At 40.8% G+C, this 26,125-nt stretch carries 28 protein-coding genes and 1 pseudogene; 10 read left to right on the forward strand and 19 right to left on the reverse strand.

Features of this window, described 5'->3' with window-relative positions; translation table 11 throughout:
• Positions 1-124: 124 nt before the first annotated feature.
• Both ACO6S2_RS02315 and ACO6S2_RS02320 read left to right on the forward strand, forming a co-directional pair.
• Positions 125-1,594: an aminopeptidase P N-terminal domain-containing protein gene (locus tag ACO6S2_RS02315; protein WP_422360904.1), complete on the forward strand. Its 1,470-nt coding sequence runs from the start codon at positions 125-127 to the stop codon at positions 1,592-1,594.
• A 203-nt stretch (positions 1,595-1,797) separates the two neighbouring features.
• Positions 1,798-2,217, forward strand: a complete 420-nt coding sequence (locus ACO6S2_RS02320) for a hypothetical protein (RefSeq protein WP_422360905.1) — start codon at positions 1,798-1,800, stop codon at positions 2,215-2,217.
• Between the two features lie 100 nt (positions 2,218-2,317).
• On the opposite strand, the gene ACO6S2_RS02325 is transcribed toward ACO6S2_RS02320, so the two are convergent.
• Entirely contained in the window at positions 2,318-2,638 is a 321-nt protein-coding gene (locus tag ACO6S2_RS02325) for a Rieske (2Fe-2S) protein (RefSeq protein ID WP_422360906.1), read from the reverse strand.
• Positions 2,638-3,054, reverse strand: a complete 417-nt coding sequence (locus ACO6S2_RS02330; RefSeq protein WP_422360907.1) for a hypothetical protein — start codon at positions 3,052-3,054, stop codon at positions 2,638-2,640. The genes ACO6S2_RS02325 and ACO6S2_RS02330 overlap by 1 nt, the downstream gene beginning before the upstream one ends.
• Positions 3,055-3,260: 206 nt before the next feature.
• Here ACO6S2_RS02330 and ACO6S2_RS02335 point away from each other — a divergent pair, with 206 nt between their 5' ends.
• Positions 3,261-4,346 (forward strand): aminotransferase class V-fold PLP-dependent enzyme, encoded by a 1,086-nt coding sequence (locus tag ACO6S2_RS02335; RefSeq protein WP_422360908.1) that lies wholly within the window; start codon positions 3,261-3,263, stop codon positions 4,344-4,346.
• 106 nt (positions 4,347-4,452) lie between these two features.
• Here ACO6S2_RS02335 and ACO6S2_RS02340 read toward each other — a convergent pair whose 3' ends face one another.
• A complete protein-coding gene (locus tag ACO6S2_RS02340; protein ID WP_422360909.1) occupies positions 4,453-4,869 on the reverse strand; it encodes a globin domain-containing protein in 417 nt (138 codons plus the stop codon).
• A gap of 586 nt (positions 4,870-5,455) precedes the next feature.
• Between ACO6S2_RS02340 and ACO6S2_RS02345 the strand changes: the two genes are divergently transcribed.
• Positions 5,456-8,248 carry a TonB-dependent receptor gene (locus ACO6S2_RS02345; RefSeq protein WP_422360910.1) on the forward strand — a complete coding sequence of 931 codons (2,793 nt, stop codon included), beginning with the start codon at positions 5,456-5,458 and terminating at the stop codon, positions 8,246-8,248.
• Between the two features lie 61 nt (positions 8,249-8,309).
• Here the strand turns inward: ACO6S2_RS02345 and ACO6S2_RS02350 are convergent, their stop codons facing one another.
• Both ACO6S2_RS02350 and ACO6S2_RS02355 read right to left on the reverse strand, forming a co-directional pair.
• On the reverse strand, positions 8,310-8,552 hold the full coding sequence (locus ACO6S2_RS02350) for a hypothetical protein (RefSeq protein ID WP_422360911.1): 243 nt from the start codon (positions 8,550-8,552) through the stop codon (positions 8,310-8,312).
• Between the two features lie 4 nt (positions 8,553-8,556).
• Positions 8,557-10,458: an alpha/beta fold hydrolase gene (locus tag ACO6S2_RS02355; RefSeq protein ID WP_422360912.1), complete on the reverse strand. Its 1,902-nt coding sequence runs from the start codon at positions 10,456-10,458 to the stop codon at positions 8,557-8,559.
• Positions 10,459-10,571: 113 nt separating this feature from the next.
• Between ACO6S2_RS02355 and ACO6S2_RS02360 the strand changes: the two genes are divergently transcribed.
• Positions 10,572-11,426: a DUF1571 domain-containing protein gene (locus tag ACO6S2_RS02360; RefSeq protein ID WP_422360913.1), complete on the forward strand. Its 855-nt coding sequence runs from the start codon at positions 10,572-10,574 to the stop codon at positions 11,424-11,426.
• A gap of 9 nt (positions 11,427-11,435) precedes the next feature.
• On the opposite strand, the gene ACO6S2_RS02365 is transcribed toward ACO6S2_RS02360, so the two are convergent.
• Positions 11,436-12,059, reverse strand: a complete 624-nt coding sequence (locus tag ACO6S2_RS02365) for a rhomboid family intramembrane serine protease (protein WP_422360914.1) — start codon at positions 12,057-12,059, stop codon at positions 11,436-11,438.
• 149 nt (positions 12,060-12,208) lie between these two features.
• On the opposite strand from ACO6S2_RS02365, the gene ACO6S2_RS02370 reads away from it, so the two are divergent.
• Together ACO6S2_RS02370 and ACO6S2_RS02375 are read left to right on the forward strand one after the other, a co-directional pair.
• On the forward strand, positions 12,209-12,913 hold the full coding sequence (locus ACO6S2_RS02370) for a porin family protein (RefSeq protein WP_422360915.1): 705 nt from the start codon (positions 12,209-12,211) through the stop codon (positions 12,911-12,913).
• Between the two features lie 7 nt (positions 12,914-12,920).
• Positions 12,921-13,445 (forward strand): hypothetical protein, encoded by a 525-nt coding sequence (locus tag ACO6S2_RS02375; protein WP_422360916.1) that lies wholly within the window; start codon positions 12,921-12,923, stop codon positions 13,443-13,445.
• Between the two features lie 5 nt (positions 13,446-13,450).
• Here the strand turns inward: ACO6S2_RS02375 and ACO6S2_RS02380 are convergent, their stop codons facing one another.
• The 5 genes from ACO6S2_RS02380 to ACO6S2_RS02400 all read right to left on the reverse strand — a co-directional run bounded on the left by ACO6S2_RS02380 (position 13,451) and on the right by ACO6S2_RS02400 (position 18,892).
• Entirely contained in the window at positions 13,451-14,428 is a 978-nt protein-coding gene (locus ACO6S2_RS02380) for a polyprenyl synthetase family protein (RefSeq protein WP_422360917.1), read from the reverse strand.
• Entirely contained in the window at positions 14,421-16,589 is a 2,169-nt protein-coding gene (rnr, locus tag ACO6S2_RS02385) for a ribonuclease R (protein WP_422360918.1), read from the reverse strand. The genes ACO6S2_RS02380 and rnr overlap by 8 nt, the downstream gene beginning before the upstream one ends.
• A gap of 270 nt (positions 16,590-16,859) precedes the next feature.
• Complete coding sequence (locus ACO6S2_RS02390) at positions 16,860-17,309, reverse strand: VOC family protein (protein WP_422360919.1); 450 nt, start codon at positions 17,307-17,309, stop codon at positions 16,860-16,862.
• 228 nt (positions 17,310-17,537) lie between these two features.
• Positions 17,538-18,002 (reverse strand): VOC family protein, encoded by a 465-nt coding sequence (locus ACO6S2_RS02395; protein ID WP_422360920.1) that lies wholly within the window; start codon positions 18,000-18,002, stop codon positions 17,538-17,540.
• A gap of 74 nt (positions 18,003-18,076) precedes the next feature.
• Entirely contained in the window at positions 18,077-18,892 is an 816-nt protein-coding gene (locus ACO6S2_RS02400) for an AraC family transcriptional regulator (protein WP_422360921.1), read from the reverse strand.
• Positions 18,893-19,100: 208 nt separating this feature from the next.
• On the opposite strand from ACO6S2_RS02400, the gene ACO6S2_RS02405 reads away from it, so the two are divergent.
• Genes ACO6S2_RS02405 through ACO6S2_RS02415 form a run of 3 tightly spaced genes read left to right on the forward strand, consistent with a single transcriptional unit; the run spans position 19,101 to position 20,550 of the window.
• On the forward strand, positions 19,101-19,634 hold the full coding sequence (locus tag ACO6S2_RS02405; RefSeq protein WP_422360922.1) for a sigma-70 family RNA polymerase sigma factor: 534 nt from the start codon (positions 19,101-19,103) through the stop codon (positions 19,632-19,634).
• Positions 19,615-19,884 (forward strand): hypothetical protein, encoded by a 270-nt coding sequence (locus tag ACO6S2_RS02410; protein ID WP_422360923.1) that lies wholly within the window; start codon positions 19,615-19,617, stop codon positions 19,882-19,884. The genes ACO6S2_RS02405 and ACO6S2_RS02410 overlap by 20 nt, the downstream gene beginning before the upstream one ends.
• 3 nt (positions 19,885-19,887) lie before the next feature.
• Positions 19,888-20,550, forward strand: a complete 663-nt coding sequence (locus ACO6S2_RS02415) for a ClpP family protease (RefSeq protein ID WP_422360924.1) — start codon at positions 19,888-19,890, stop codon at positions 20,548-20,550.
• 136 nt (positions 20,551-20,686) lie between these two features.
• On the opposite strand, the gene ACO6S2_RS02420 is transcribed toward ACO6S2_RS02415, so the two are convergent.
• The 8 genes and pseudogenes from ACO6S2_RS02420 to ACO6S2_RS02455 all read right to left on the reverse strand — a co-directional run bounded on the left by ACO6S2_RS02420 (position 20,687) and on the right by ACO6S2_RS02455 (position 26,085).
• Entirely contained in the window at positions 20,687-21,103 is a 417-nt protein-coding gene (locus ACO6S2_RS02420; RefSeq protein ID WP_422360925.1) for a VOC family protein, read from the reverse strand.
• A 104-nt stretch (positions 21,104-21,207) separates the two neighbouring features.
• Positions 21,208-21,741 (reverse strand): hypothetical protein, encoded by a 534-nt coding sequence (locus tag ACO6S2_RS02425; protein ID WP_422360926.1) that lies wholly within the window; start codon positions 21,739-21,741, stop codon positions 21,208-21,210.
• Positions 21,742-21,862: 121 nt separating this feature from the next.
• Complete coding sequence (locus tag ACO6S2_RS02430; RefSeq protein ID WP_422360927.1) at positions 21,863-22,558, reverse strand: DJ-1/PfpI family protein; 696 nt, start codon at positions 22,556-22,558, stop codon at positions 21,863-21,865.
• 74 nt (positions 22,559-22,632) lie between these two features.
• Complete coding sequence (locus ACO6S2_RS02435) at positions 22,633-23,010, reverse strand: ester cyclase (RefSeq protein ID WP_422360928.1); 378 nt, start codon at positions 23,008-23,010, stop codon at positions 22,633-22,635.
• A gap of 116 nt (positions 23,011-23,126) precedes the next feature.
• The gene (locus ACO6S2_RS02440) at positions 23,127-23,678 is read right to left on the reverse strand and encodes a beta-ketoacyl-[acyl-carrier-protein] synthase family protein (RefSeq protein ID WP_422362431.1); all 552 of its coding nucleotides are present in this window, start codon (positions 23,676-23,678) and stop codon (positions 23,127-23,129) included.
• Positions 23,679-23,693: 15 nt separating this feature from the next.
• Positions 23,694-24,373 (reverse strand): annotated as a pseudogene (locus tag ACO6S2_RS02445) (beta-ketoacyl-[acyl-carrier-protein] synthase family protein); the annotation flags it as partial.
• Between the two features lie 8 nt (positions 24,374-24,381).
• A complete protein-coding gene (locus ACO6S2_RS02450; RefSeq protein WP_422360929.1) occupies positions 24,382-24,942 on the reverse strand; it encodes a TetR/AcrR family transcriptional regulator in 561 nt (186 codons plus the stop codon).
• Between the two features lie 33 nt (positions 24,943-24,975).
• Positions 24,976-26,085 carry a sulfotransferase family protein gene (locus ACO6S2_RS02455; RefSeq protein WP_422360930.1) on the reverse strand — a complete coding sequence of 370 codons (1,110 nt, stop codon included), beginning with the start codon at positions 26,083-26,085 and terminating at the stop codon, positions 24,976-24,978.
• Positions 26,086-26,125: the final 40 nt, after the last annotated feature.

A 26,125-nucleotide genomic window follows, 5' to 3' on the forward strand; every position in this document is an offset into this window, starting at 1 on the left:
TGACATTCATTGTCAGGGTTTTTTTATGACCATTCACAACGTCTGTTCTCCGCTCATTCAGTAAAGCATTGGTGAATTAGAGAATGTATGGTTATGTTGCATCGAAAACCATTAATTACCACAGATGAAAAAAGTACTTGGACTTTTACTCTGCCTTGTATCGGCAGCAACCCTTGCTCAACAAAAAGTGGCACCCGATGATCTGAATAGTGAATTTCACAAGGAACGTCGAACTGAACTCAGGGCAAAAATGCCTAACAACTCGGTAGCCATCTTCTTCGCCAACCCAGTGAGAAACAGAGCCAATGATGTCTACTATATTTACCATCAAGACCCTAATTTTTATTATCTGACCGGACACAAAGAACCGCATGGAGTATTGCTCATTTTTAAAGATGAGCAAAAAATAGATGGGGAGAAGCTTGATGAAATACTTTTTGTCAGAGGTAGAGATGCGTTGAAAGAACTGTACGACGGCCCAAGATTGGGCAAAGATGGCGCAGCGGAAAAATTGGATGTTCAAGTTGCATTCGAAAACCCTGACTTTGAAGCCTTCAACATTGACTTTTCGAAATTCGACAAAGTGCTTTTCTACGACTTTCACAATGACGTAAGAAACACCAAAGAAGAAGGAGACCTGTACGACCTTATCGAGCAATTCAAAGAGAAGGCAGGATACAAACAAGGCGAATTGGCAATAGAGCCACAAAAAAACAACCTGGATGTAGTTGCACTGGATACCCTGATGCGCGAATTGAGGGGAATCAAAACCAAGGAAGAACTCGACCTAGTTCGTAAAGCGGTTGACATTTCTACTATCGGACAAGTAGAGGTGATGAAGGCGATGAGACCTGGGATGTCAGAAGCTGAGATTCAAGGCATTCATGAATTTGTGTTTAAAAAGTATGGCGCTGAGTATGAAGGCTATCCTAGCATCGTAGGCGCAGGCAACCACGGCTGTATCCTGCACTATATCGACAACTACAAGCCTGCCATCGAAGACGGCGAACTGATCCTAATGGACCTGGGCGCGGAATATCATGGCTACACGGCCGACGTGACCCGAACGATTCCCGTGAACGGAAAATTTACCAAAGAACAAAAATTGATTTATGATTTGGTTTACGAAGCACAGCAAGCGGCGGCAGATACCTGCAAGGCTGGTATTCCCTTTACCGTACTTTACGAAACCACCAGGGAAATTGTAAATAATGGTTTGGTAGAGTTAGGCCTGTATGAAAGTACAGCTGATGAAGATGTAATCAACCCTGAAACAGGAAGAAACAGATACTACCCTCATGGCTGCTGCCACCACATCGGTCTGGACGTGCATGACAAAGGCATGTACGGCAATCTGGAAGAAAACATGACCATCACGATCGAGCCGGGCATTTACATTATGGACGGAAGCCCAGCTGACGAAAAATGGTGGGGCATCCCAGTGAGAATCGAGGACGACTACCTCATCACTAAAGACGGTTGTGAACTACTATCTGACAAAGCCCCTCGCAAATCGGACGAGATCGAAAGGATGATGAAAGAGGAGAGTATTTTCACAGATTATCAGCTTCCTGAACTTAAGTCCGGAGAATAATATTAGACGAATACATAAAGTGATTCGTTTTCCCAATCGGTGCGATAGATTTTCAGGCTGTCGCACCGATTTTTTTATTTATCCTCGTTAAAAAGTTCTTTCAAAATGGTTTTCCCTGTTTTGAAAGTGGAAAATGGCTGTTAAATTACTTTATCAAGCTAAACCTACTTAGGACAACCATGCACACTAGAAACATCTTAATCTTGACATTAATTCTGATCAGTTGTAAAGTGAAGCAGGCAGGGTTTATTCCAATGCACCATGACGAATTTATAGAAACTACAGCCGAACGATCTTTTGAATTGGAAAATTCATTGACTGGAGATCTAATTCGTTATCAACCAAGTTATGACTGCACGAACGACACAATCACATACAATTCAACTTATATAATCAAACTTGTGAACGAAGATACAATTACTGTATATTCTCCATGCGATCAGCAAAAACTCAAACTTGGTGCCATGCTCACAATAGAAAAAGCAAAACTAGATATAGGATTCATTCAACAATCAAAAAGAGAGATCGTTCAACAGTTCCCCAAAAAACACCCAAATTATCCATATTGGGAATGTATTTCCTGCAAATTCCCTAACACAGTTGGAATAGTGACAGCTCTCTAAAATCGTGTAAGTACGAGACTAATCCTACTTGGTCGCATTTCAAATGACTTATAAGATTAAGAACGCATCACAGATGCCCTCAAGCTTTAAAATAAAATCCTCACGCAAACACAAAAAGCTGTTCACCTTCCCAAGCGACCTGATAGATTCTAAGTCCTCTACATCGACTTTCACATTCCTCTCCCGTCTCCAAACTAAACTTATAAGAATGCCAGGGACATACCACTTCACCCATCGGATTGATTTTTCCTTTGCTCAGATCATCGCCTAGATGTGGACACTCCTTTTCAAATGCAACAAAGCCTATTCTAGTATTTGCCAAACAGATTTCTAGTTTACCTATCCGAATCTTTTTGATTTGATTTAATAGAATGACGCTTTCAGCCTGCTCTTTAGATTCAAAAACTAGATATTTATCCATTAGATGGTTTTTGCTGCTCTTCTTTTTTCCAGATCTTCCACAAACACAACAAGAAACGCATTGAAAAAGGTCAAAAACATAAAACTCCAAAAACCATAACGAGGAGCTATCCAGGTAGTAACTGCAGCAGAATGTGCCAAAACTACAAACAGTAAAAAGACCTTTTGTGCCTTTCCGGTCAACCAATTGGCTAAAAACATAACTACTACTAATTCGAATAACGTAACTACAAATAGTCCCGAAATATGATTAGTCATGAAAAGATTACCAATGGGATTCCCTTCATTGGCAAATTCCAATTCACCTCGCCAATAGTCGGCTGGTTGATGAATCGCGGTAATAAATACATCAAACAGGCAAGCCCAGAATGGAGGTATTAGCTTAACAAGAGTTGTTGAGTTCGTTTTTTGAAACATTGACGGTTTAGTAGTTTGGATTGATCAAATGTATGGAAAAAGACAGAGTACAAAAACAAACTGACTAGTATTGACATCAAGCTTTTTACTTTTCTCTAAATTCGTCTATATACTAATCGGCTAATAAACTTCACTGCATCCAGATGAATTGTCAAAGAAAGAAATTTAACCTCAATAAAAAATTTGCCTACTTGAACTGCGCCTATATGGCTCCACTGCTCAAGAAAGTAGAAAAAGCAGGTATTGAAGGCATCAAAGCCAAGCGTCAGCCCAACAAGGTAAGTGGAGCGGATTTCTTTAAAGATGTTCAAACGTTGCGTGTTCTGTATTCAGATCTGATCAACAACCCAGAGCCGAATAGAATCGTGATGATTCCTTCGGTTTCTTATGGTATCGGAAATGTGGTTAATAACCTACCCATTCAAAAGGGAGAAAATATCGTTATCACTAAAGACCAATTTCCAAGTAACGTATATCCGTGGAAAAACCATTGCGACAAGCATAACGCTGAGCTAAAGCTCGTAGCCGCTCCCAATACAGAAGAAGATCGCGGGAAGAAATGGAATGAAGAAATACTACAAGCCATGGACCAAAAAACCAAAGCAGTAAGCCTGGGACACGTCCATTGGGCGGATGGAACTTTGTTCGATTTGAAGGTCATTCGAAAAAAATGTGATGAAGTTGGGGCGGCACTAATTATTGATGGTACCCAGTCCATTGGAGCCTTACCATTCGATATACAAGATATAAAACCTGATGCGCTCATCGTAGCTGGATACAAATGGCTACTAGGCCCCTACACCAGTGGCCTAGCTTACTACGGACCAAGGTTTGATGCCGGAGAGCCCATTGAACAAAACTGGATCAACCGACTCAATAGTGAGGACTTTGCGAACCTGGTCAACTATCAAGATGAATATGAAGCAGGTGCGCTACGCTATGGCATGGGCCAACAAAGTAACTTCATCGCCAATCCTATGCTGATCGCATCCATCAAAGAAATTCGTAAATGGGGAGTAGATAATATTCAGCAATACTGTCAAGAACTGATTAAGGAGCCCCTGGAGGAAGTGAAAGATCTTGGTCTCTATGTGGAAGATGCGACGGCTAGAGGCTCTCACCTTTTTGGCATTAAATTTCCAAAGGAAAAAATGGAAGACCTTGCCACCTCACTCAAGGTAAATCGAGTAAGCGTATCTACCCGAGGGGAATTCATCAGAGTATCTCCTCATGTTTATAACGACGAAAAGGATATGAAGAAACTTCTTCAGGCACTTAAATCAACGCTATAAGTTGTTACTTGCGAGACTCTATTCAACCAGCAATAACGAGAAGCATGATTAGCATATATGAAATTAAGCTAATAGCAATCCGAACATATTTTTTGAATGTCATGATTCAATGAGATTGCATGATACACGAAACGGCTTGATAAACTTCAAGCCAAGCTGACTCGACTTCTTCATTCCAATTTTCTTTGAGTTCTTCTTTGAGAGAGAACATGAGCGCTGCAGCCGCCATGTTGTAGTGTTCTGTTTTGATTCCATAATTCATATGTCTTCTGCCCATACTTCTCACTAATGGCGCCAATACATCCAATGTATTCAGACCTTTTACCAAAGTGCTCAACATATCCATCATTATTCTTCCCTGCTCTTTCATGTTTCCTTTGAAGAGGGGCTTGAGCTCGGGACTCATTTCAAAGAGTTTGGTGTAAAAAATTTCAGCCGCTTCATCTGCTTTCGATTCCACCATCCAAAAAGTAGCTCTTACAAGCTTTTTGTTATAAGGGGTAATTGATGTTGTGTTCGTCATGATTTTAAATTTTAGTGGGAAAAACTCGGAGTACCGGCATCTCCAATACTCCGATGTAAGCATTTTCTCATATTAAAATTTTACAACAAACGTAGAGGCCTTCGCACTTAATTACTATGGGTATTGACAAGGACAGGCGATTTTTACAACAGAAAATAAACTGGCGTTTGACAGGATGTAGGTAAGAATTCGGTGCTTTAAGAAAAACAAGACATAAAAAAACCGGCGATGTGCCAGTTCAGCTGAGGCTTCCTGTTGGTAAAACCCCTTTCGCGACGATCTACTTTTGCTTGGTCATCCCCGCTGTGTCTTTGGTAGCTGCACGACTGCAACTATTTTCTACCACAAAGAACGTCAATACCTGGGAGAGGGTTCTAAATCTAATATTATGTTAACGTTAATTCTTCAATTTTTCAGTTCGATTGATTCTACCTGAAATCACTCTAATTCAAGTAATTAATTCTGTAGCCCAGATAAAACAAAAATTTTATTCTAGTTGGAGTGGGTGCTAGCCAACAATCATCTGTATACCTATACAAGCGCTGACAACCGCGCCTATATCTATATCAACTAAAATAAATTTAACATGAAAAAATCATTACAGATTTTAATGTTGCTAGTCATGCCATTTTTGGTTCATGCCCAGCAAATCAGTGGCACCATTTCAGACAAGAATGGGCCAGTAGTAGGAGCCACGGTAAGTGTATCCTCAAGTAACGGAACCATTACCAATGTCAATGGGTCTTATCAACTAAAGGTACCAGCAGGTACGCACGAAGTTTCCGTGAGTTTTGTCGGATACATTACTAAAAAGCAGTCGGTAACGGTAGCTTCTGGCGAGACAAAGACACTGGATATCACGATTGAAGAGAATGTAGAATTGCTCAACGAACTCGTGGTAGTAGGTACACGGAGTAGACCAAGGTCCAATGTGGACACGGCTGTTCCAGTAGATATCCTCGATGCTAAGGAGCTAACAAGCACAGGACAAAATACATTTGACAAAGCATTGACGTATAGAGTGCCTTCTTTCAACTCTGTACAAACGCCGGTAAATGATGCGACTTCGCTGCTTGACCCTTACGAAATCAGAAACATGGGACCAAGTAGAACATTGATACTTATCAATGGAAAAAGAAAGAATCTTAGTGCGCTACTATATACTCAAACTTCTCCAGGTAGAGGTGAAACAGGTGCCGATATCTCTGCCATTCCTCAGGATGCTATTGAAAGAGTAGAGATATTGAGAGATGGTGCATCTGCACAGTATGGTTCTGATGCAATCGCTGGTGTAATGAATATCATTCTTAAAGATGATGTAGACTACGGTTCAGTGACTTTGAGAGCTGGAGTCACAGGAGAAGGTGATGGAGAGTCCGTAGGAGTAAGCTTGAATGCAGGTACTGGTCTTGGAAATGGAGGATTCCTCAATTACACAGTTGATTTCTCAAAAACAGAATTAGCTAATAGACCTGGAACCGTAAATGCTCAAGGCGAAGCATCTGATTTCGGAGCAAACATTGCCGACGTTCAAGAGTTTTTGAACAGAAGACCTGATGCCGGTAACATCAATGGTTCACCAGAAACTACTGCAGCTAAATTTTTGCTAAACGGAGGCTTTAACATCAGCGACAATGTAAAGGGATACTTCAATGGTGCTTACGTTTACAAAAACGTAAATAGTTACGCTAACTATAGAACGCCATACTGGAGAACAATCACAGACTTTCCATATTTGGCCAATTTCTTCCCAGGCAACCACCCAACTAACCCTGGAGGATACGACGGATATGTGCCAACTTTCGATGGTTTACTCAATGACTACAATGGTACTTTAGGAGTAAGATCAGAAATGAATGGCTGGACGTATGATGGAAGTTTCACCGTAGGTGGGAACACACAGACTTATAAAGTAACCAACTCTCATAACAGAAACTTTGTCTATTCTCCTTCCACTTGGTTAGACACTAATGGTAACGGATCTGTAGATGATGGTGAAATCAACGAAGGGTCTTTACTATATAGAGAAAATAGTCCAATTAGCTTCGACCCAGGAGGAACACGCTTCAACCATATCGTTGGAAACATTGATATTTCTAAAGAAATCTCGTCATCGCTGGCTATGGCCTTTGGTGCAGAGTTTAGAAACGAGACATTTACAGTGATTGAAGGGGGAAAAGCTTCCTACGATGGCGGTGGTGCGGATTCCTTTGCAGGAAATACACCTGAAAACTCTGGCAAGTTCAATAGATACAACTTTGGTGGTTACTTCGATTTGTCTTTTGATGTAACTGAAGACTTTCTCTTGAATGGTACGATACGTGCTGAGAACTACAGTGACTTTGGACAAGCATTTGTTTGGAAGTTGAGTTCTAGATACAAGCTCATGGATGATAAAATGACCTTAAGAGCTTCTGCCTCCACAGGATTCAGAGCACCTACCTTGCACCAGATCTATACTCAGAAAGCACAGTACAGTTTTGTTCCTGGGTCTGGTATCCAAGTCGGTGGACTAGTAAACAATGTGTCTCCACAAGCTAAACTATTAGGGATTCCACAATTGGATGCAGAAGAGTCATTCAACTTCACGGTTGGCATGGGACTAAGACCATCTGAAAACTTTGATATTACATTCGATTATTACAACATCTCTGTTTCAGACAGAATCGTGTTGAGTACAGAGATTGGCCCAACCTCGGGTGGAGGAACTCCACTAGATCAAGTTCTGGCAGACAACAACCTGAGCGACGTAAGCTTCTTCGTAAATGCGTTGGACACTAAAACTTCAGGTATTGATTTCGTTGCCAACTATAAGAATTTAGGTGTGGGAAATGGTACTTTAGGTTTCACCCTTTCTGGAAACTATACGATTGAAAACGAAAGAGATGGTGATGTAAAGAACCCAGATCTAGTAGCAGGTGCTGGTCAGTCAGTCGTAAACGAAACTCAGGAAGCACTGTTCTTTACCTCTAGACCAAAAACCAAATGGATTTTAGGCATCAACTATGACTTAGGCAAGTTCGGATTCTCATTGAACAACACTTACTTTGGTACCACTACTTTCAGACAGCAGGGAATGGATTCAAATCTAAAAACTGAATTCAAACCTAAAGTGGTAACAGATTTAGGTATCAACTTCAGAGCTACGGACAAAGTAAATATCTCTTTCAATGTGAACAACATCTTGAATGTATTGCCAGAATGGGAGTTTAAAGCACTGAACGCATCAGGAGAAACCATTTTGAATGATCCTGCTCAAGTGCAAACACAGTCCAACCTGATCACATTCAACCAAAGATATTCTCAAATGACTTACGACGGCTATCATTTCAGCCAGTTGGGCTCATTGTATAACCTGACGGTAAATGTAAGGTTTTAAAGAAGAGTAAAGTTGAGTAATTAGTTAGTAGTAAAAGGGGTCACAAAAGTGATCCCTTTTTTTATCTCAATTTCCTTTCCCAATAATTGGCCTCTCGGTTGGCATCTATTTTTGATCGGTTCTGTTTGATCAAATCACTAACTTCACCTTGAGAGGTAAAATGATAACTTCCACAATCCCTGCATTCGTAAACATTGATAGGGCCACTGTTATCATTGTGATAATGACGTGAGCGATGCTCAATCAAAGCTTCTTCAGCCAGTCCCCTGGTATCATAACAAACTTTGTTGGTTACACACTTCATTTCTCTAGAGCGTTTCTTCTAACCACCGGAAAAACTCCCGCTGCCACACCAATCCGTTTTGGGCAGATAACACCCAGTGGTTTTCATTGGGTATGTAAATTAATCGACTCTTTATACCTAACAACTGAGCCGCCTGATAGGCTTCCAACCCTTGTCCAATAGGTACGCGGTAGTCCTTACCTCCCTGTACAATCATGATTGGTGTATCCCAATTTTGTACAAATTCTATTGGATTGAATTCAGCGTAAGATTTTTGAGCAGCCGCATTATCCTTTTCCCAATAAGGGCCGCCAATTTCCCAATTCACAAAAAACATTTCCTCGGTAGTACCATACATACTTCTCCAGTTGAAAATGCCGTCATGGGAAATGAATGTCTTGAACCTTTTGTTGTGCATACCTGCCAGGTAAAACACAGAATACCCTCCGTAGCTGGCTCCAACTGCTCCTAATCTGTTTTCATCTACAAATGGTTCTTTGGCTAGGTCATCAATCGCAGAAAGATAATCCTGCATATTCTGTCCACCGTAATCTTTACTGATCTGATCATTCCATTCTACGCCATGACCGTACATACCTCTTCTGTTCGGAGCTACCACAATGTAGCCTTGCGCAGCCATCACTTGAAAATTCCAACGATAAGAATAGAATTGTGAGAGCGGACCGTGCGGTCCTCCCTGGCAATACAGCAGGGTTGGATATTTTTTTGAGGGATCAAAGTTAGGAGGGTAGATTACCCAAGTCACCATTTGCTTGTCGTCTGTGGTGGTGATCATGCGCTTTTCTACTTTACTGAGCCCAATGCCGTTATATACCTCATCATTTACATGTGTCAACTGTTCCATACTACCATCGCTTAGGTTTACGGAGTATAGCTCAACTGCATGATTCATATCCGTTCTGGTCACGATCATTTGCTTACCTGTCTGACCCACGATACCAGTTACATCGAATTGTCCTTTAGTAATCTGTTTTACAACAGGCTGCTTCTTTGACTTCCCCGGATAGTCCACAGCAAACAAGTGCTTCTCTCCTCCGAATGGCGCAATGAAATAAATGGTTTTTCCATCCGCTGACCATTTGAAGCTATCAGGTGACCCATCCCAGTTTTCGGTTAAATTCTTTTTACCAAACCTATCTGAAATAACAATATCAATTTTATCCGCTTCATTTCCATCCGTCTTCATACTCAGCCAAGCCAGAATCCCATATTTAGAATAGGCAGGACTATTGTCATAACCCATCATTCCCTTGGTCAGGTTTGTTGTTGTCTGAGTGTTGAGATCGTAAGAATAGATATCCGTATTTGTGCTCACCGTATAGGCGGCCCCTGTCTTGGTTTTCGTTACATAAAGTATTTTACCACCCTTGTGACTCCAGGTATAATCTGACTCATCTCCAAAGGGTTTTGTTGGGCTATGAAAGGTTTTATTTTTCATGATGTCCACCTCGTTCGACCCATCTACATTGCTCATAAATACGTGATTGTATGAACCATCTGCCCAGGTATCCCAATGTCTATACATCAGGTCGTTGTAGATCTGTACCTCAGATTTATCCAACTCTGGATAGTTGTCTTTTCCTTTAACACTATAAATCTTGACCGGACGGTGATAGAGTTTGTACTTTCCATTTGGGGATATGCTCGGATCTGTAACTAGGCTGTACGGGTCAGTAATCTTTGCTGCTTTTCCTCCACCGACAGGAATCGAATAGTAGGCTGTCCTACTTTCATTGGCATTCACATCATATCGGGTGACGCTGTAAACAGCCGCCTTACCATCAGTTGATATTCCAACACCACTCACCCGTCCTAAGCCCCAGAGTAATTCTGGTGTCATTACGTTTTGTGCGAAAGCAGTTTGCAAGCATAGCGAAAGGCAAATCAGGGAAATAAACTTTTTCATAGCATCTTGGATTTTGCGGGCAATTTACAAAATACAGAAGCATTTGGGGGTTAGTCCGTTAATATTTGTCTTATGACAGAATACACCAGCCTGCAACGGCTATTCAAAAGATTATGATGAAGTCTCATTTCTGGTTAGTTACATTTTTCGCGATCGTTTCTTTAAACTTTACAGACCCGAGTAAAAAGTCGGCACCTGAAAAGGTAAAGCAGGTATTTGAAGCAACCCGAAACATTGAAACCCTGAAATATGAACTGATCCGATCCGAAAGAATCAATGGGTCTTATGTAGAAAATCACTTCTCAATTAAAATTCATAGAAGACCTTACAAGATTTACCTTAAGGAGTTAGCGCCAAATACAGGTGTAGAGGTTTTATATCCCCATCCGTTGGACGAGAAAAAAGCATTGGTCAATCCCAATGGATTCCCCTGGGTAAACTTGAAGCTAGATCCTAATGGAGAGTTGATGAGAAAAGATCAACATCATACTATTCTAGAAGGAGGGTACGACTATGTGGTTTCAGTCATGGAGTATTTGTTTTACAAGCACAAGGACGGAATATCAGAATTACTTAACGACCATGGAACTGGAAACCTGAATGGACAACCTTGTGAAATCATCTCCATGGTCAACCCAAACTTCACTTATAATGATCATGTGGTTAAACGCGGTGAAAGCATCTCTAGCATTGCCTTGAAGAACAGACTCAATGAGTACATGATCTATGAGAAAAACAAAGGCGTAAGCATATTTGGGCAAGTGAAAGAAGGAGACATCATCCAATTACCTTCCGATTATGCCGCCAAAATGGTTTTGTTTATTGATCAAAAAAGACAAATTCCTCTAAAATTAGAGGTATACGACGAACAAGGGCTATTTGAAAAATACGAATTCAGAAATGTAGAAATCAACCCTCAACTATCCGAGGAAGAATTTTCCGACGGTTACACCGCCTATAGTTTCTAAAAATTCCAATTACCCGAAAGGATTCCACTCAGAAATCTGTTTGATAAAACTACCCAGTACTCTTGGCTCGATCATCACACTAAACACTAGTCCGAAAACTGCTCCGATCAAATGGGCATCATGATTGACATTGTCTGAAATCTGTTTGCCCTTGGTATAAGAATAGATCAGATAAAGTGCACCGAGAATAAACCCCTTGAGACAAATAAAACCGTAGAGGCAAATTTCTTCCATTGGGAAAAACAAAATACTGCAAAACACAACGGCAGCCACACCTCCTGAGGCACCAAGCGAATTATAGTGAGGATGATCTTTGTGCTTCAATAACGAAGGCAAATCTGAAATAACAATACCTAGTAGATAGAATACAACAAAATAGATACCTCCCAAATTGCCTTTCAGTGCAATGAAAATTTGCTCGACTAGTCTACCAAAAAAGTAAAACGTAAACATATTGAACCCAAGGTGCGCCCAGTTGGAATGAATAAACCCAGAGGTGACGACACGATACCATTGTCCGTGTCTCAAAATAGCCACCGGATTCATGGTAAGTTTGTACTGTAGGTTATGATTTTGAAAGCCCATATAGCTTACAGCTACATTGACAATAATGATGATAATAGTCCAGGACATATTTGTCATTTCGCTTGATCTGATTTTTTTCGCAATATCAACTAAAATCTTTGAAATATGTCAATTTGAGCAGAATTAAGGCATTTATTATGGCCCTATAATTTGAGGGGTTAGGTCTGGTTTTTTGTCTTATACCCAAACTCACAACAATGGACAAATCACTAAAACTACTTGTGCTTTTAGTACCCATACTTTGGTGCGAATCAGCACTCGCTCAACGCGATAGTCTACGTCAAACTGGCGTTGAATTTGGACTACATAACTCCATCAATTTTACACATCTAAGTGGCTCTGGCGACCCCATAGTCTACAGCAATCGTATCGAATATTACGAACCTATCAGAAATAGAGTCACCTTCGATCTGGGCATGTTTGCGGTCGTTCATTTATCCAAACGAATCGCTCTTCAGCCGGAAGTTGCCTATAGCTACATGGGTGGACATTTTCAAAAAACCACCACCTATCTCCATGACCTTGGTTCATTTGAAGGTAAAGAAAATGTCTCCTTTGCTGCCGACTATATCAAGGCTGTTTTAGCCACCAATATCAAACTCAATGAGCGAGTGTTTTTTCAGATTGGCGGCTATGGTTCTTCTTTGTTGTCAGCCGAACAATTTGTTCCCTGGTGGGAAGTTGATAGAGAAAATGACAGAACTCAGCTCACAGGAGTAAGAGGCTTTGATGGAGGTGTTCTTGGGGGCTTCGGTCTTAGTACCAGCGTTTTGAACATGACCTTCAGGTATAACTATGGACTCCTAGACCTATTTGAAAGTGGAGATTTCAGCGAATTCGATATGCGAAATGGCGTTTTCCAATTCGTACTCCAGTGGAAATTTTACTCTGATCTTAGATAAACTCATCATGAAATATACATTACACATACTTTCTGTCCTATTGTTATTCTCTTGCGAAACCAGTGATTTCACCAGTATTCCACAAGAATATAGTGAGAGCGCATATGACTATAATTCTTCATCTGACTATTTTGATGACAGAGGTCGTTTGTCTAGTCAAGGCACCAACAGAGGCTCTTTAGATTTATTCTTATCTGAAGATCAGATGAGTATGACCATATATCCTCGGTTGGGATGGTCATATGAATTGACTTTTGATAATCTCACAGAACATACGCTAAGCGATGGCACTACGGCTACCTCTTTTCGAGTCGAGAGAAGCAGCCAATACATATCGAACTCCATTAGTGATGATGACAATGAGTTCAGAGTAAGAGGTACAACGAATATGACCTTGGAAGATGATGATTCTAGCTTGGGGACATTTGATGGACTCATTTACCCTGACGGCATGATTCAATTTGAATTTGAATCTGTGAACCTAATATCAGGGGAATATGTAATTACAACAATTAGCGGACTTCCAATCTAAGCTTCCTAATGATCGCGTGCGATCAATGCTTCTGTGAATTCACGAAGCGGAGTTAGATTGTATTCGCTTTTTTCCAAGGCATCGAGCTGAGCAAAGCCTTTTTCGAAATGGTCGTTCATGGCCTTTTCGGCAATAGCTTCAATGTTTAGATCCGCATAGATCGCCTTCATTTCTCTTACTTTTTTGTCCGGATCAATGTCCTTATCAGCCAACAGGTTGTGCAAGTCTAATTTCTGATTGCCTTCAGCTAATTCGATCGCTTTGATCAAAAGCAGGGTCTTTTTATTGGCAATGATATCTCCACCCACCTGCTTACCGAATTTCTGCGCATCACCATAAACATCGAGTAGGTCGTCCTTCAGTTGAAAGCCAATGCCGATGTTGACTCCAAAATCTCTCAAGTGCCGGGCATCCTCTTTAGTCATTCCTCCTAAGAGTCCTCCCAATTCCAAACTAAAGCCCAATAGCACAGCGGTTTTCAGTCGAATCATTTCGAGGTAATCAGCCTCACTCACCGACGACGTTTCCTCAAAGTTCATGTCCAATTGTTGGCCTTCGCACACTTCTGTAGCACACTGGTTAAACAAGCGAAGGATGTATTTGAAGTCTGAATACTCTGCCCTCATGAGCAAGTCATAAGCCATCACCATCAGTACATCGCCTGATAGGATCGCTATATCTTTATTCCATTTTTTGTAAACAGTGGGTTCTCCTCTACGAAGTGGCGCTTCGTCCATGATATCGTCATGAATCAAAGTGAAATTATGGAAGAGCTCAATGGCTAATGCCGGATCAACGATTTTTTCCCAATCCTCTTTGCTACACAAATAGCCCATGATAGCCAAAATAGGGCGCATGCGTTTGGCACCCAAGCTCAAGGTATAATGAATAGGCTCGTAAAGCTCCTTGGGCTCTTTTTCTAAATCCAATTCGAGCAATCTTTCGCTAAGTTTCTGTTGAAAGATTTTAATGTCTTCAGTCATGGTCTACAAATTCCAAGTCAATGGTTCTACGGTCGATATCGGTGTCTACCACCATCACCGTCACTTCGTCGCCCAAAGTAAACATCCTTTTGTTTCGTTTGCCAATCATGCGAAAGTTCTTTTCGTCAAATTCGTAGAAGTCGTCCGTCATGGATGACGTTCTAATCATACCCTCACATTTTGTTTCTGTCATTTCCACAAATATGCCCCATTCCGTCACGCCTGAAATGATACCCTCAAACGGGCGATTTTCGGCCATCGCCATAAACTCTACCTGTTTGTATTTGATAGAAGCTCTTTCCGCATCTGCCGCTCGCTTTTCTCGTTCAGACGAATGGCGACAAAGCTCTTTATAAGGATCTGCATCTGGTGATTTCTTGCCTTTCAAGTAATGATCCAATAATCGATGAACCATCACATCCGGGTATCTCCTGATCGGAGAAGTAAAATGAGTATAGTGAGGAAATGCCAATCCAAAGTGACCTTTCGGTTCTGTAGTATAAACGGCCTTCGACATCGTGCGAATGGCCAAAGACTCCAATACGTTCTGTTCTGGTTTGCCATGGATATCATCCATCAACGTGTTGAGTGTATCCGAAATGTTGGCTTGACCTACTTTCAGTCTGTGTCCAAACTTAGAAGCAAACTTGGCAAACGTATCTAGCTTTTCGGGATCGGGATCATCGTGCACTCGATAGACGAAGGTATCATCTCCCTTGTGCTTGTTGTAGATAAACTCCGCTACTTTTTTATTGGCCAAAAGCATGAATTCCTCCACCAATTTATGAGCGTCTTTTCTCTCTTTCGGATAGATACCCAATGGTTTGCCATCTTCATCCAATTTGAATTTGACTTCTACCGTTTCAAATCCGATCGCCCCTTTTTGGAAACGTTTGGCCTTGAGCTGTTTGGCCAAACCATTCAGCAAATTGATTTCTTCTTGAAAATCACCTTCGCCATTTTCAATTCTTTCTTGCGCTTCTTCATAAGTAAAGCGTCTATCTGAATAGGTCACCGTGCGACCAAACCATTGATTTTTAATTTCCGCCTTAGGCGTAATCTCAAACATGGCAGAGAAAGTCAGTTTTTCCTCTTTAGGCCGTAGCGAACAAAGACCGTTGGATAATTTTTCGGGCAGCATAGGAATAGTTCGATCCACCAAATATACAGAGGTGGCTCTGTTCACAGCTTCCTCATCCAATATGCCTTCTTCCTCTACATAATGAGACACATCCGCGATGTGCACGCCAATTTCATAATTTCCATTTTTCAAATGTTCTACCGATATGGCGTCATCAAAGTCTTTGGCATCGACTGGGTCGATGGTAAAAGTCGTGACATCACGAACGTCTCTTCTTTTTTTAATTTCCTCCTTTGGAATCTCCACAGGAATTTTCGAAGCAGCTGCCTCCACATTTTTAGGAAAACGGAAGGGCAAACCAAACTCTGCCATGATCGAATGAATCTCGGCTTCATTCTCGCCGGCTTGACCGAGTACTTCAGTCACCTGACCGATGGGGCTCTTGGCTTTGCCGCCGTGCCATTCTTTTATTTTCACCAGCACCTTGTCATTGGTCTTGGCTTTGCCGATTTTCTCTGGGTAGACGAAAATGTCTATATACATTTTTCGATTATCGGGCACGATAAAAGCATACTTGGGCAGGACTTCGATCTTGCCAACAAATTCTGTTCGTCCTCTAGAAATGATCTGGGTGACTACGCCTTCCGGTCTATTGCCGTGACGCCCACCCTTTTTGATTCTTACTGCGACTCGGTCTCCATCAACCGCATTTTTCAGATCATCTGTTTTTACCCAGATGTCTTCCTCTTGTCCTTCACAGATCACATAGGCAAACCTACGGTTCACGTGATCGACTACGCCTTCTATGCCGGCAGCACTATTCGCCTGTCTAGATCGGAATGATCCATTTCTCAGCTGTTCTACCGTGCCCTCTTGCTCTAGGTCGAGTACAAAGTTGAGGCCCTCTTTCTTTGCCAGCTTGTCTCTCAAGCCAGCCTTGCTAAATATTTGTTTGACTGTAAAGGCTTCTCCAGGGTTCTCATCGAACAGTCCGGCTACTTGTCTTCTTACAGCGTCTATGTTTAGTACTTTTTTGGTGCGGTTGATTTTCCGCCTATTGTCTTTTTTCTTTTTCGCCATGTATGGGAATATAATAAGATGTGATTGGAGTCTTGCTCAATCCTAACAAAGATACGGGGAAGGGTGAGAATCTTTCTTATCGGATATGATCTTATGATGATCATTTTGCTTTCAGCGAAAGCATTTGCCAGGGTTGGCTCCACTCGATTGGTTAATAATAATTTTTACAAAGGTAGGTATTTAATTTTTAGTCCTACAAATACGGTAACGGAAAGGGGTGGGTTTGGGTTGTTATTGACAACAACAACAAGGGCGAAATTTCATCCTTGGTTACGCGCCCCGGTTGAAACTAGGATGATTAGGGTCGATTGAGGGAGCCGTTTGGTCACTGTTTAATTCCAGCAAATCCCATAAGTTTCCGTATAAATCCTTAAATACAGCAACTGTTCCATAGTCCGCTTTTTTTGGTTCTCTAACAAATTCAATTCCTTTTGACGTCATTTCTTTGTAATCACGCCAAAAGTTGTCAGAGTTTAAAAAAAGAAAGACTCTACCACCTGTTTGGTTTCCTATAAATTTTTCTTGTTCAGGTTTTGATGCTCTGGCAAGTAAAATCGATGTTCCCGTTGAATTAGGAGGAGCAACAACAACCCACCTTTTATCTTGTTCTGGCTGATAGCTATCTTCAATTAAATCAAATTTTAACTTTTTGGTATAGAATTCAATAGCCTCATCGTAATCTTTTACAACGAGTGCAATATGAACTATAGACTGTTTCATTGGCGTATGTTTCTATTGAGCTAAGGCCCAAGTGAGTCCCGTTTTTGCTTTTCAAAAGTACCTTTTCAGCCAAAGAAGTGAGCAATTTATCACAGGTATTTCATTCCTCCTTTTCCAATCTTGAAGTACCAAGGCTATCAAAAGTGTGATGCCCCAATTGGTCTTGTGGCCAACTGGAGCATCAATATTCTAATTATTTTATGCAATCGCTGATTGCTATCTAATCAATTAGTTTGTTGAATGCAAGCCCATTTTGTTGCCTTCTGAATCAATAAAAATGGCAAAAAAACCGCTTTCATCAGCGTGCGGCGTTTTGGGCACCAATACTTTTCCTCCGTTGATTTCAACCTTGTCAAGAATAAGTTGAAGGTCTGTACCTCCATTCAAATATATGGTTACGCCTTCTGGCGAAGGTTGATAACCTTCTCCTTTCATCAATACCCCTGTGATCGCCTGATCTTCATAGGGGAACAGGCCCATTTCCATACCAGGAAAATCCATCCTTTCAATGTCTATATCTAAGATGGTCTGGTAAAAATTGGTGGCTCTAGTGATATCCGTTGCGGGAATTTCAAAAATGGAAACGAAGCTATTCATGTCTTTTTTGTTGTTTATTGATGACTCAATATTTTGGCCTTTTGAATGAAAAGCAGCCAGGCAGCAGATCATCATCATCGTGAAAAATCTCTTCATACTGATTAGTTATTTTTTTGAAACAAAAGTATGTACCTAACTTGAAGTAAAATTGTAAAAGTGCGACGCTGAGTCTATTTGTAAAAGAGAGAGGAAAGTGCCATATTTTCATTTCCTAAAAACTCCTTGGGGCTCACTCCTGTAAACTCTTTAAAATCTTTGATGAAATGGGCCTGGTCGTAATATTCGCTTTCGTACGCTATGTTTGTCAGGTTTTCTCCTTCTTGGTTTAGCATCAATTTTAGAGCACTTTGAAGGCGAATCACTTTGCCCAGTTGTTTCGGGCTGATCCCGATTTGTTTCACAAAGTTTCTTTCCAATTGCCTCCTTTTGGATAGGTCTCGTTTGAGAATACTACTTATTGAAGAATTCCCTTTTCTTGATAAGAGTGTGTCTATGGTTGTTTTAACAATATGATCGACCATTGGTTTTTCGGTAAGCCTGCTCAAGAGGAAGCGCTCGATTATTTCGATCCTTTGCGTGGCATCCTCTGCTTCAACTATTTCCTGAGCGAGCCTTTCCGCAGCTGTTTGGTCAAACAATTTTACTATAGGTGTTTCTTTGTTGGCCAGTGATTTTATGGGTACGGAAACGAAATTGGCAAATCCATAAGGATAAAAACTAACGGCAAATGTATTGACATAGCCAGTTGGCTCGATATAAAAAGGTTCAACGGTTTGTCCAAGTACCATGGCACGAGGTTGGAGGATAAATGAATCTTCGGAAGTGTACCGTTTGATATCGTCTCCAAGAATAAACGCCATTTCAATACACCCATCAGGTACAATACGTTGTTTTTGAGCGTTAGGATCAGCAGGAACCTCTAAAGTCCAGTAGCAACGAATAATGGATTCCAAATCCGGATGCGGCTGATAGGTTTGGTAATTCATTTAGTTATTGGTTTTTAGATAACATAAAAGTGCATTGCGTATCTCACAAACAGTGAGAATTCAATTTATGAAAAAAGCCCCTTTATCTGGCAATTTTAAACTAACCAAAGTTCGTTTTGATACCTGATGCGAAACATTAAAAAAAAATTCCGAAATTCAGGGTGATACTTTCGTGTTTTATAGCACATACTAATAAACAACAAAGCCAATGCTAGTACTCGAGAAATTAACAACCCGAACACGTGAGGACACTATCAGTCAGTGGTATGAGAAGGTTTTTCCAAAAATAGCGGCCTATATAAAGCAAAGAGGAGGTAATCTCGAAGTGGCTAAAGAGGTTTTTCAGACAGCAATCGTTCTTTATTATGAAAAACTCTGTGGAACAAACTTTCAGCCATTAGTCAGTGATGGAGCCTATTTAATGGGGATATCAAAAAAACTTTGGTTGAAGTATCAGAAAAAGAATGCCCTGGTTGAAAGTCTAGATGAAATCGAAATCACTGCAGAAAAAGACAAAACACTCTCGACACGTAAGCTACTGCTTCACTTGAAGCAATCCGGTGAAAAATGCATGGAACTACTGCAATCTTTTTATTATGAAAAGTTAAGTATGAAGCAAGTTGCGGATCGCTATGGATACGCGAGTGAGCGGTCAGCTACAGTAAAAAAATATAAGTGCCTTGAAAAAGTAAGAGAAGGTGTCAAACTAAAATCATTGAACTATGAGGATTTCTTTGAGTGAAACGGCCGAAATCGAGAACTGGCTATTAGCCAAGGCTCCTTCATCGGAGCAATTGGTTACAGAAGCCAAAGTTCTGACTACTCCCAGTATCAGGGACAAGGCAAAATGGCAATCAAAAGCCTATTCATTAATTCAGCTTTATGGTAGGGAAAAACTAATTGAAGAAATCAAAAGTGTAGAACATTGTGTTTTTCATGAGCCTAAGTTTAGATCGTTTCAACTTCGAATTCAATCCATATTTAAAAGATAAAATATGAGCTTTCAATCCAATCTGATTCCCATGGTCATTGACCAAAATAGTAGGAGCGAGCGGTCCTATGATATTTTCAGTTTGCTCCTTAAAGAGAGAATTGTTTTTCTAGGGTCAGCCATCGATGATCAGGTATCCAACCTAATCGTAGCCCAACTGTTATTTTTAAACAGTCAAGATCCAAACAAGCAGATTGATATGTTCATCCAATGTCCTGGAGGCTCAGTGTATGCAGGATTGGCTATTTATGATACTATGCAAATGATCTCGGCACCTGTGTCAACGGTAGCCGTTGGATTTTCTGGAAGTATGGGTACAGCATTACTTACTTCTGGTGCCAAAGGAAAGCGTTTGGCTCTGGCACAAGCCACCATTCACCAGCACCCCACTGGAGGAGGCGCCAAAGGTTACACAGAAGATGTACGAATAGCCACGCATGAGCAAGAACGATTACAGACTCAGTTATTCCATATCATGGGTAAAAACAGCGGTCATACGTGGAAGCAAATTGAAGAACTTTTTAAAAGAGACCGATTTATGAATGCGCTTGAGGCAAAGGAATATGGATTTGTAGATGAAGTCCTTGGTGATACTTCAAACCTCATTAAGATGAAGAATTTTGAGGCAGAAGTAAGTTTCTACAACATTCAAAAAACAAAAAAATAGCATATTCAGATTAATGAACAGTGGCTGACCATGCCATTGAAACCTTGCTATTTATAAGTCGTCGGTAGGCTGGAATTCACGTTATACGGGTACACGCCAGTTGAAACGAGGGCGATTGGAACTGGCTTTTTAGTTTTCATTCGGTCCATGGATTGTATGAACCAAAATTCCATAAATAACCCTCCGGGTCTAGGCAACTGTATACGCGACCACCATAGTCCTCATCTTTTATTTCTATAGTTATTTCTGCTCCAGCATCAATCGCTCTTTGATAATGTTCATCTATCTCTTCTACAATTATATAGGCGCTTTGTGTATTAATTCCATCCAGATCTTTAGGGGACTTTACCAATTTATCATATTCACCATCCCTTTCAGATCCCAACATAATCATAGAATTACCAAAACTTAGCTGGGCATGGGCAATGGTTCCATTTTCTCCCGGGACTACTAAATGTTTTTCAAACCCGAATGCTTTGCAAAGCCAGTCAATTGCTGCTGGGGCGTCTTTGTATCGCATGGTTGGTATTATTATAGATCCGTTTGACTTCATTTGTATTGATATTTTAGCTTGCACACAGCATTTATCTAACCAGCAAAATCCTCATTATTAGTCTCTTTAATCGTCCATGTTTAAAACATGGAGACCGCACCTTGTTAGCTTTCTTTTTTTTCTAGTTCTACAGATTCTATTATTGAAACCATTCTTGCAATTTGATTCTTAGCCTCTGACAGGAAAGTTCGCATATCATCAACCTCATGGTCAATTGTTATTACATCAGACTCAAATCTATAGTTAGTTTTTAGTGAATTTTTAAGTTCTTCCTTCAATGAATCCCAATATTGGGATTGGCAATTCAAACTGATTAGCATTGCTGGATATCTGTGAATTCTGCTTCTTCTATATCTTACCGATATGTCTCTATTTCTAAATTGACCAACATACTTGTCTCCTTCAAATGAAAAGCCTAATTCTTCGAGACCATTTAGTGTTCGTACTGTTTCAGTTGCTTGTCTACTAGGAGCAAGCACATTTTCATAATATGGAACCAGAAAGGATACAATAAATAAGATTATTGATACTATTATTATTGAACTAACAGAATTTCCTTTTTCTATTCCAGCATATACTACTATTGGAATGCTAGTTAGGTAAAATATAAATTTCAATAAAAATGATTTGTTTTTCATCCACCTATGAAAGCTAACATTTATCTAACAAGCAAAATGCTCATTCTTTCTCTCCCAAATTAATCAAAAGCTCTGTTATTCAACAAGTGGTGGTTGAATAACAGAGCTTTTTAATGTCCAATCAATTTTTTGCTGAGAGACGTTCTAAGTAAAGAGAGCCCTCCACATATTTTCTGTGCGCTGGATCTGTGAGTGTTTCGAGTAGATCCAATGAGCCGAGGTAAGACACCAAGCTTCCATTAGAAGAAAATACTTTGCCGTCGTGAGCTACTGATACCACGCCATCATCTTGTACATTCAATGCTGGAAACTCTTCTTTTAGTCGCTGTGCTCCTGAAATGTAGGTCACCATTTCTTTGTTGTCCACTTTCCCAGAAGCAGCCAAGGTGAACGCACCTGCACAATGAGTAGCCACATAATCCAATTCATCGTACTGTTGGTTCACAAACCCAACCAGTTGTTGGTCTTTGTATTGCTTGGCAGATTCATAAGAACTTGGAATCACCAAAACATCCAGATCTGGTGTGTTGGCAAAAGAAAAGTCAGGCAGCATGCGCATGCCTTCTTCGGTTCTATAGGCTCTTTGTTCAGCGGCAAGAAAAACGACATTAAAGAGCTTTTCTCCTTTAGCCGTGTGCTTAGAAAACACATCAAGCGGAGCCAAAATTTCATTGGTGATCACCGCATCAAAAATGATGATGCCGATCGTAGGCAGGTCCTTGTTGATGTAGGTTGTTTCTTGAGGAGCAGCCTCTTGTTTACAACTGGAAATACTCATGGCCAAAAGAATACCCAGGCCAAACATATATTTAATCATGGTTTTCAAATTTTGTTTGACCGATTGAACGAAAAGGAGAAAGCGAATTTCTTAATCTAGATTAAGAAATTTGATCAATACATCGTATTAGGATTCGCCGAAGTCTCAGGAATTTGCTGGATAGCGTCCCAGTGCTCTACAATTTTACCCTTGTCATCAAATCTGAAAAAATCCATGGTGACATACTCGTCATTACCTGGCCAGGTTTGATGCGTATGAAGGGCTACCAAGTCTCCTTCGGCAATCACCCGAACAAACTCAATGCTTTTCTCTGGATATTCCTTTTGCATTCTTTCGAAGTAATCAATAAAACCTTTTGTGCCATTGGCGACATCAGGGTTATGCTGAATGTAGTCGTCACCCACATACAGCTCGACAGCTTTGGCCGGATTGCCTTCGTACGCTGTTCGGTAGAAATCTACTGCGTTTTTCTTGTTTTGTTCCAAGCTCATTTTGGGATATATGATTGGGTTTAACGTTTGTTCTTTCAATCTCCCCAACCTTCTTCTCCAAGAGGGAGTATTTAGTAAAACCCAAACAGGGCTTGGAGCCCTGTTTGGGTTAAAAATTATATAGCCTTAAAAATCGAAATGGCATTGTGGCCACCGAAACCAAAGGTGTTGCTCATAGCTACTTTCACCTCTTTTTCTCTCGCTTCCTTAATCACGATGTCGTGATCACCAACAATCTCCAGATCAATCGTTTCGGTGTTGATTGTAGGAGGCACAATGTTGTTGTTGATCGACTGAATCGAAAGAATCGCCTCAGCCACACCAGCAGCGCCTAGCATGTGACCCGTCATGGATTTGGTACCACTGATCGCCGATTTATTTTCAAAACCTTCCATCAATTTGGCAATAGCCGCCGGCTCACTCAAATCACCTACAGGCGTCGAAGTAGAGTGGGTGTTGATATAATCCAGATCAGCAGGCGTCAGGTTTGCTTCTTTCAGCGCCCACTGCATTGCGCGAAGTGCGCCTAGTCCCTCAGGATGTGTGGCAGTCATGTGGTAGGCATCGTTGGTCATCGCGGAACCGACAATCTCCGCATAGATTTTTGCACCACGTGCTTTGGCGTGATCATAATCTTCCAGGATCAAAGCGCCTCCGCCTTCTCCCATCACAAAGCCGTCGCGGTCGACATCGTATGGACGAGATGCCCCTGCAGGATCGTCATTTCTGGTGGACAATGCTTTCATCGAACCAAACCCACCAATACTTGCCTCCGTGATAGGAGCTTCAGACCCTCCGTCACAAATATCTTGGCCTTGCCCAATTTGATATAGTTGAACGCATCCATAATGGCCGTGTTGGTTGTGGCACAGGCGGATATGGTGGTAAAACCAATACCCATAAATCCATATTTCAGCGCAATCATACCTCCGCACATATTGGTCAGCATCTTAGGAACCAGAAACGGGTTGAACTTTGGCTCTTTATCCTTTTGCATGAAGTATTGCACTTCTTGCTCGAGCGTCTCCAATCCGCCTTGACCTGTTCCCCAGATCACGCCAACATCAAAAGGATCCATTTTGTCCAGTTCGAAGCCGGAGTCTTCTATCGCTTGTGCTGCTGCATACAAGCCATATTGACTATATAAATCAGTTCGTTTGATTTCGTTTCTTTCCAAATAGCGCTTTGGATCAAAGTCTTTGACTTCGCAAGCGAAGTGCGTCTTAAATTTCTCTGCATTGAAGTGCGTGATGGGTCCAGCACCACTCACTCCTTTTACTGCATTGTCCCAAAAGGTTTGTACATCGTTGCCCAGTGGAGTGATTGCACCCATGCCTGTGACTACTACTCTTCTTTCAGCCATTGTATGATTTAGTTGTTTGATATTACAGATTGAATAATTGAATTTTTTATCGAGTCGAATACATTTTCCTTTATTACTCTATCGAGTAAAAGTGAAGAAAGCAGCGAAGATATGATCAGTTCTGCTTTTGCTCTTGGCTCTTCAGCGAAATTGAATTCTCCTTTTTGGCGTCCCTCTTTCAAAGTGATGGTCAAGCGATCAAGAATATATTTTCCCATCTCATGTAGCTTATCTTGCATACCATCGGGCAATGCCTCCACAGAAGCACTCAAAGCACCCATCAAGCAGGACCATTTGCGATCCTTACTTTTCTGGTAAATACTGATAAAGTCCAGCAATTGATCAGTGCATGACATTTGATCCCATGACTCTTCCTTACTTTTGAATAGGTCTATGCTATCCTGGATAATTGCCACGCCCAACGCCTCTTTCGATTGAAAGTGATAATGCACAGCAGCATTTTTCATGTCTAGTTTTTGACTGATGTCTTTGTAACTAAAAGCATGATAGCCCCGCGTTCTGATTAGCTCTTCAGCCAGATTCAATATTTGCTGTCTGGTATTCGACACAAGGCAAATATACTTACTAGTAAGTAAGTTTTGCTAAATGATTTTAATATTTTCTGGAAGGTCATAGTCAAACGCCTCAAAAGCAAAGGCCCATTCTTTGACAACACGGTCCAGTTCAGGCTTTGAAATTTTGTAGCTATTCTTTTGATATCCCCTTTGAGCCTCTATATAATCTTGAATTTTAGACTTCGCTTTGTCCCAATTAGAAAAATTTAATGACCGGTAGATTTCCTCGATGTAGCGCATGGGCTCCTTTTCAAAGTTTTCAAAACGAAGTTCAAACAATTGTTTAGCAGGTATCAACTGACGTTGCTCCAAGTATCTTTTCATCAGACGCGAATATAAATTTATGATTAAGTCTATTAGCTGCTTTTCACTCGTGCGCTGAAATTGAAGTGTAGGAAAAAGAGATAAGAAGAATTTCTTGATGGAGAGATACACAATCACAGGATTACGATGGATATGGAGAAATTTTGCCTTTGGATATAATTCCAACAGTTTATCTACTCTACCCGTATTCACAGGGTTTTTCAAAATAATACAATCCCCTTGGCTGTGTTGTTGGGCTTTATTGATTAGCTTTTTGTATGCTGTAGCCCAATGTTCAACCTCACTTTGACCAACGTCTTGGAAAGCAATTGTCAGATCTAACAACTCCTCAAATCGATTCGGAAAATAGAAGAAATCATAAAAAGACAGTCGCTGCATATTGCCCAAAGCAAATTCATCTTCCTGAGGCAAATCAATCCCCAACCTCACATTGTCACTTGGCCTTTTGTCTGGCATATTCATTTTCATGAAGTTCTTGAAAATGGTCTGGCTATGCATATTGTTTGGGAAAAGTGATTGATAGGTAGAAACATAAGCCGCATTTGGGTCCTGGCATAGTAGGTTGTGCAAAAAAGTAGTACCACTTCGCCAATGACCTAATATAAATAATGGAGCACCACTCCCATCTGAGTTTTCAGTTTCTCTGAGTTTTTCCCAACAATGAAAAGGAGAGGCTAAGCCACATACCAATCCTGTCAACAGCACTTTATGATAGTATTTCCATTCTACGCGACCAGACCTTATGGCTTTCACATAATTCCAAAATGTACTACCAGCTAGTGTTGATATGGGAGGAATATTGAATTTGGACATTGGATTTAGTTCGTATGAGCTGACTCCATTTTTAGTATCC

It is taken from the genome of Reichenbachiella sp., assembly GCF_965233835.1.
Lineage (GTDB): Bacteria > Bacteroidota > Bacteroidia > Cytophagales > Cyclobacteriaceae > Reichenbachiella.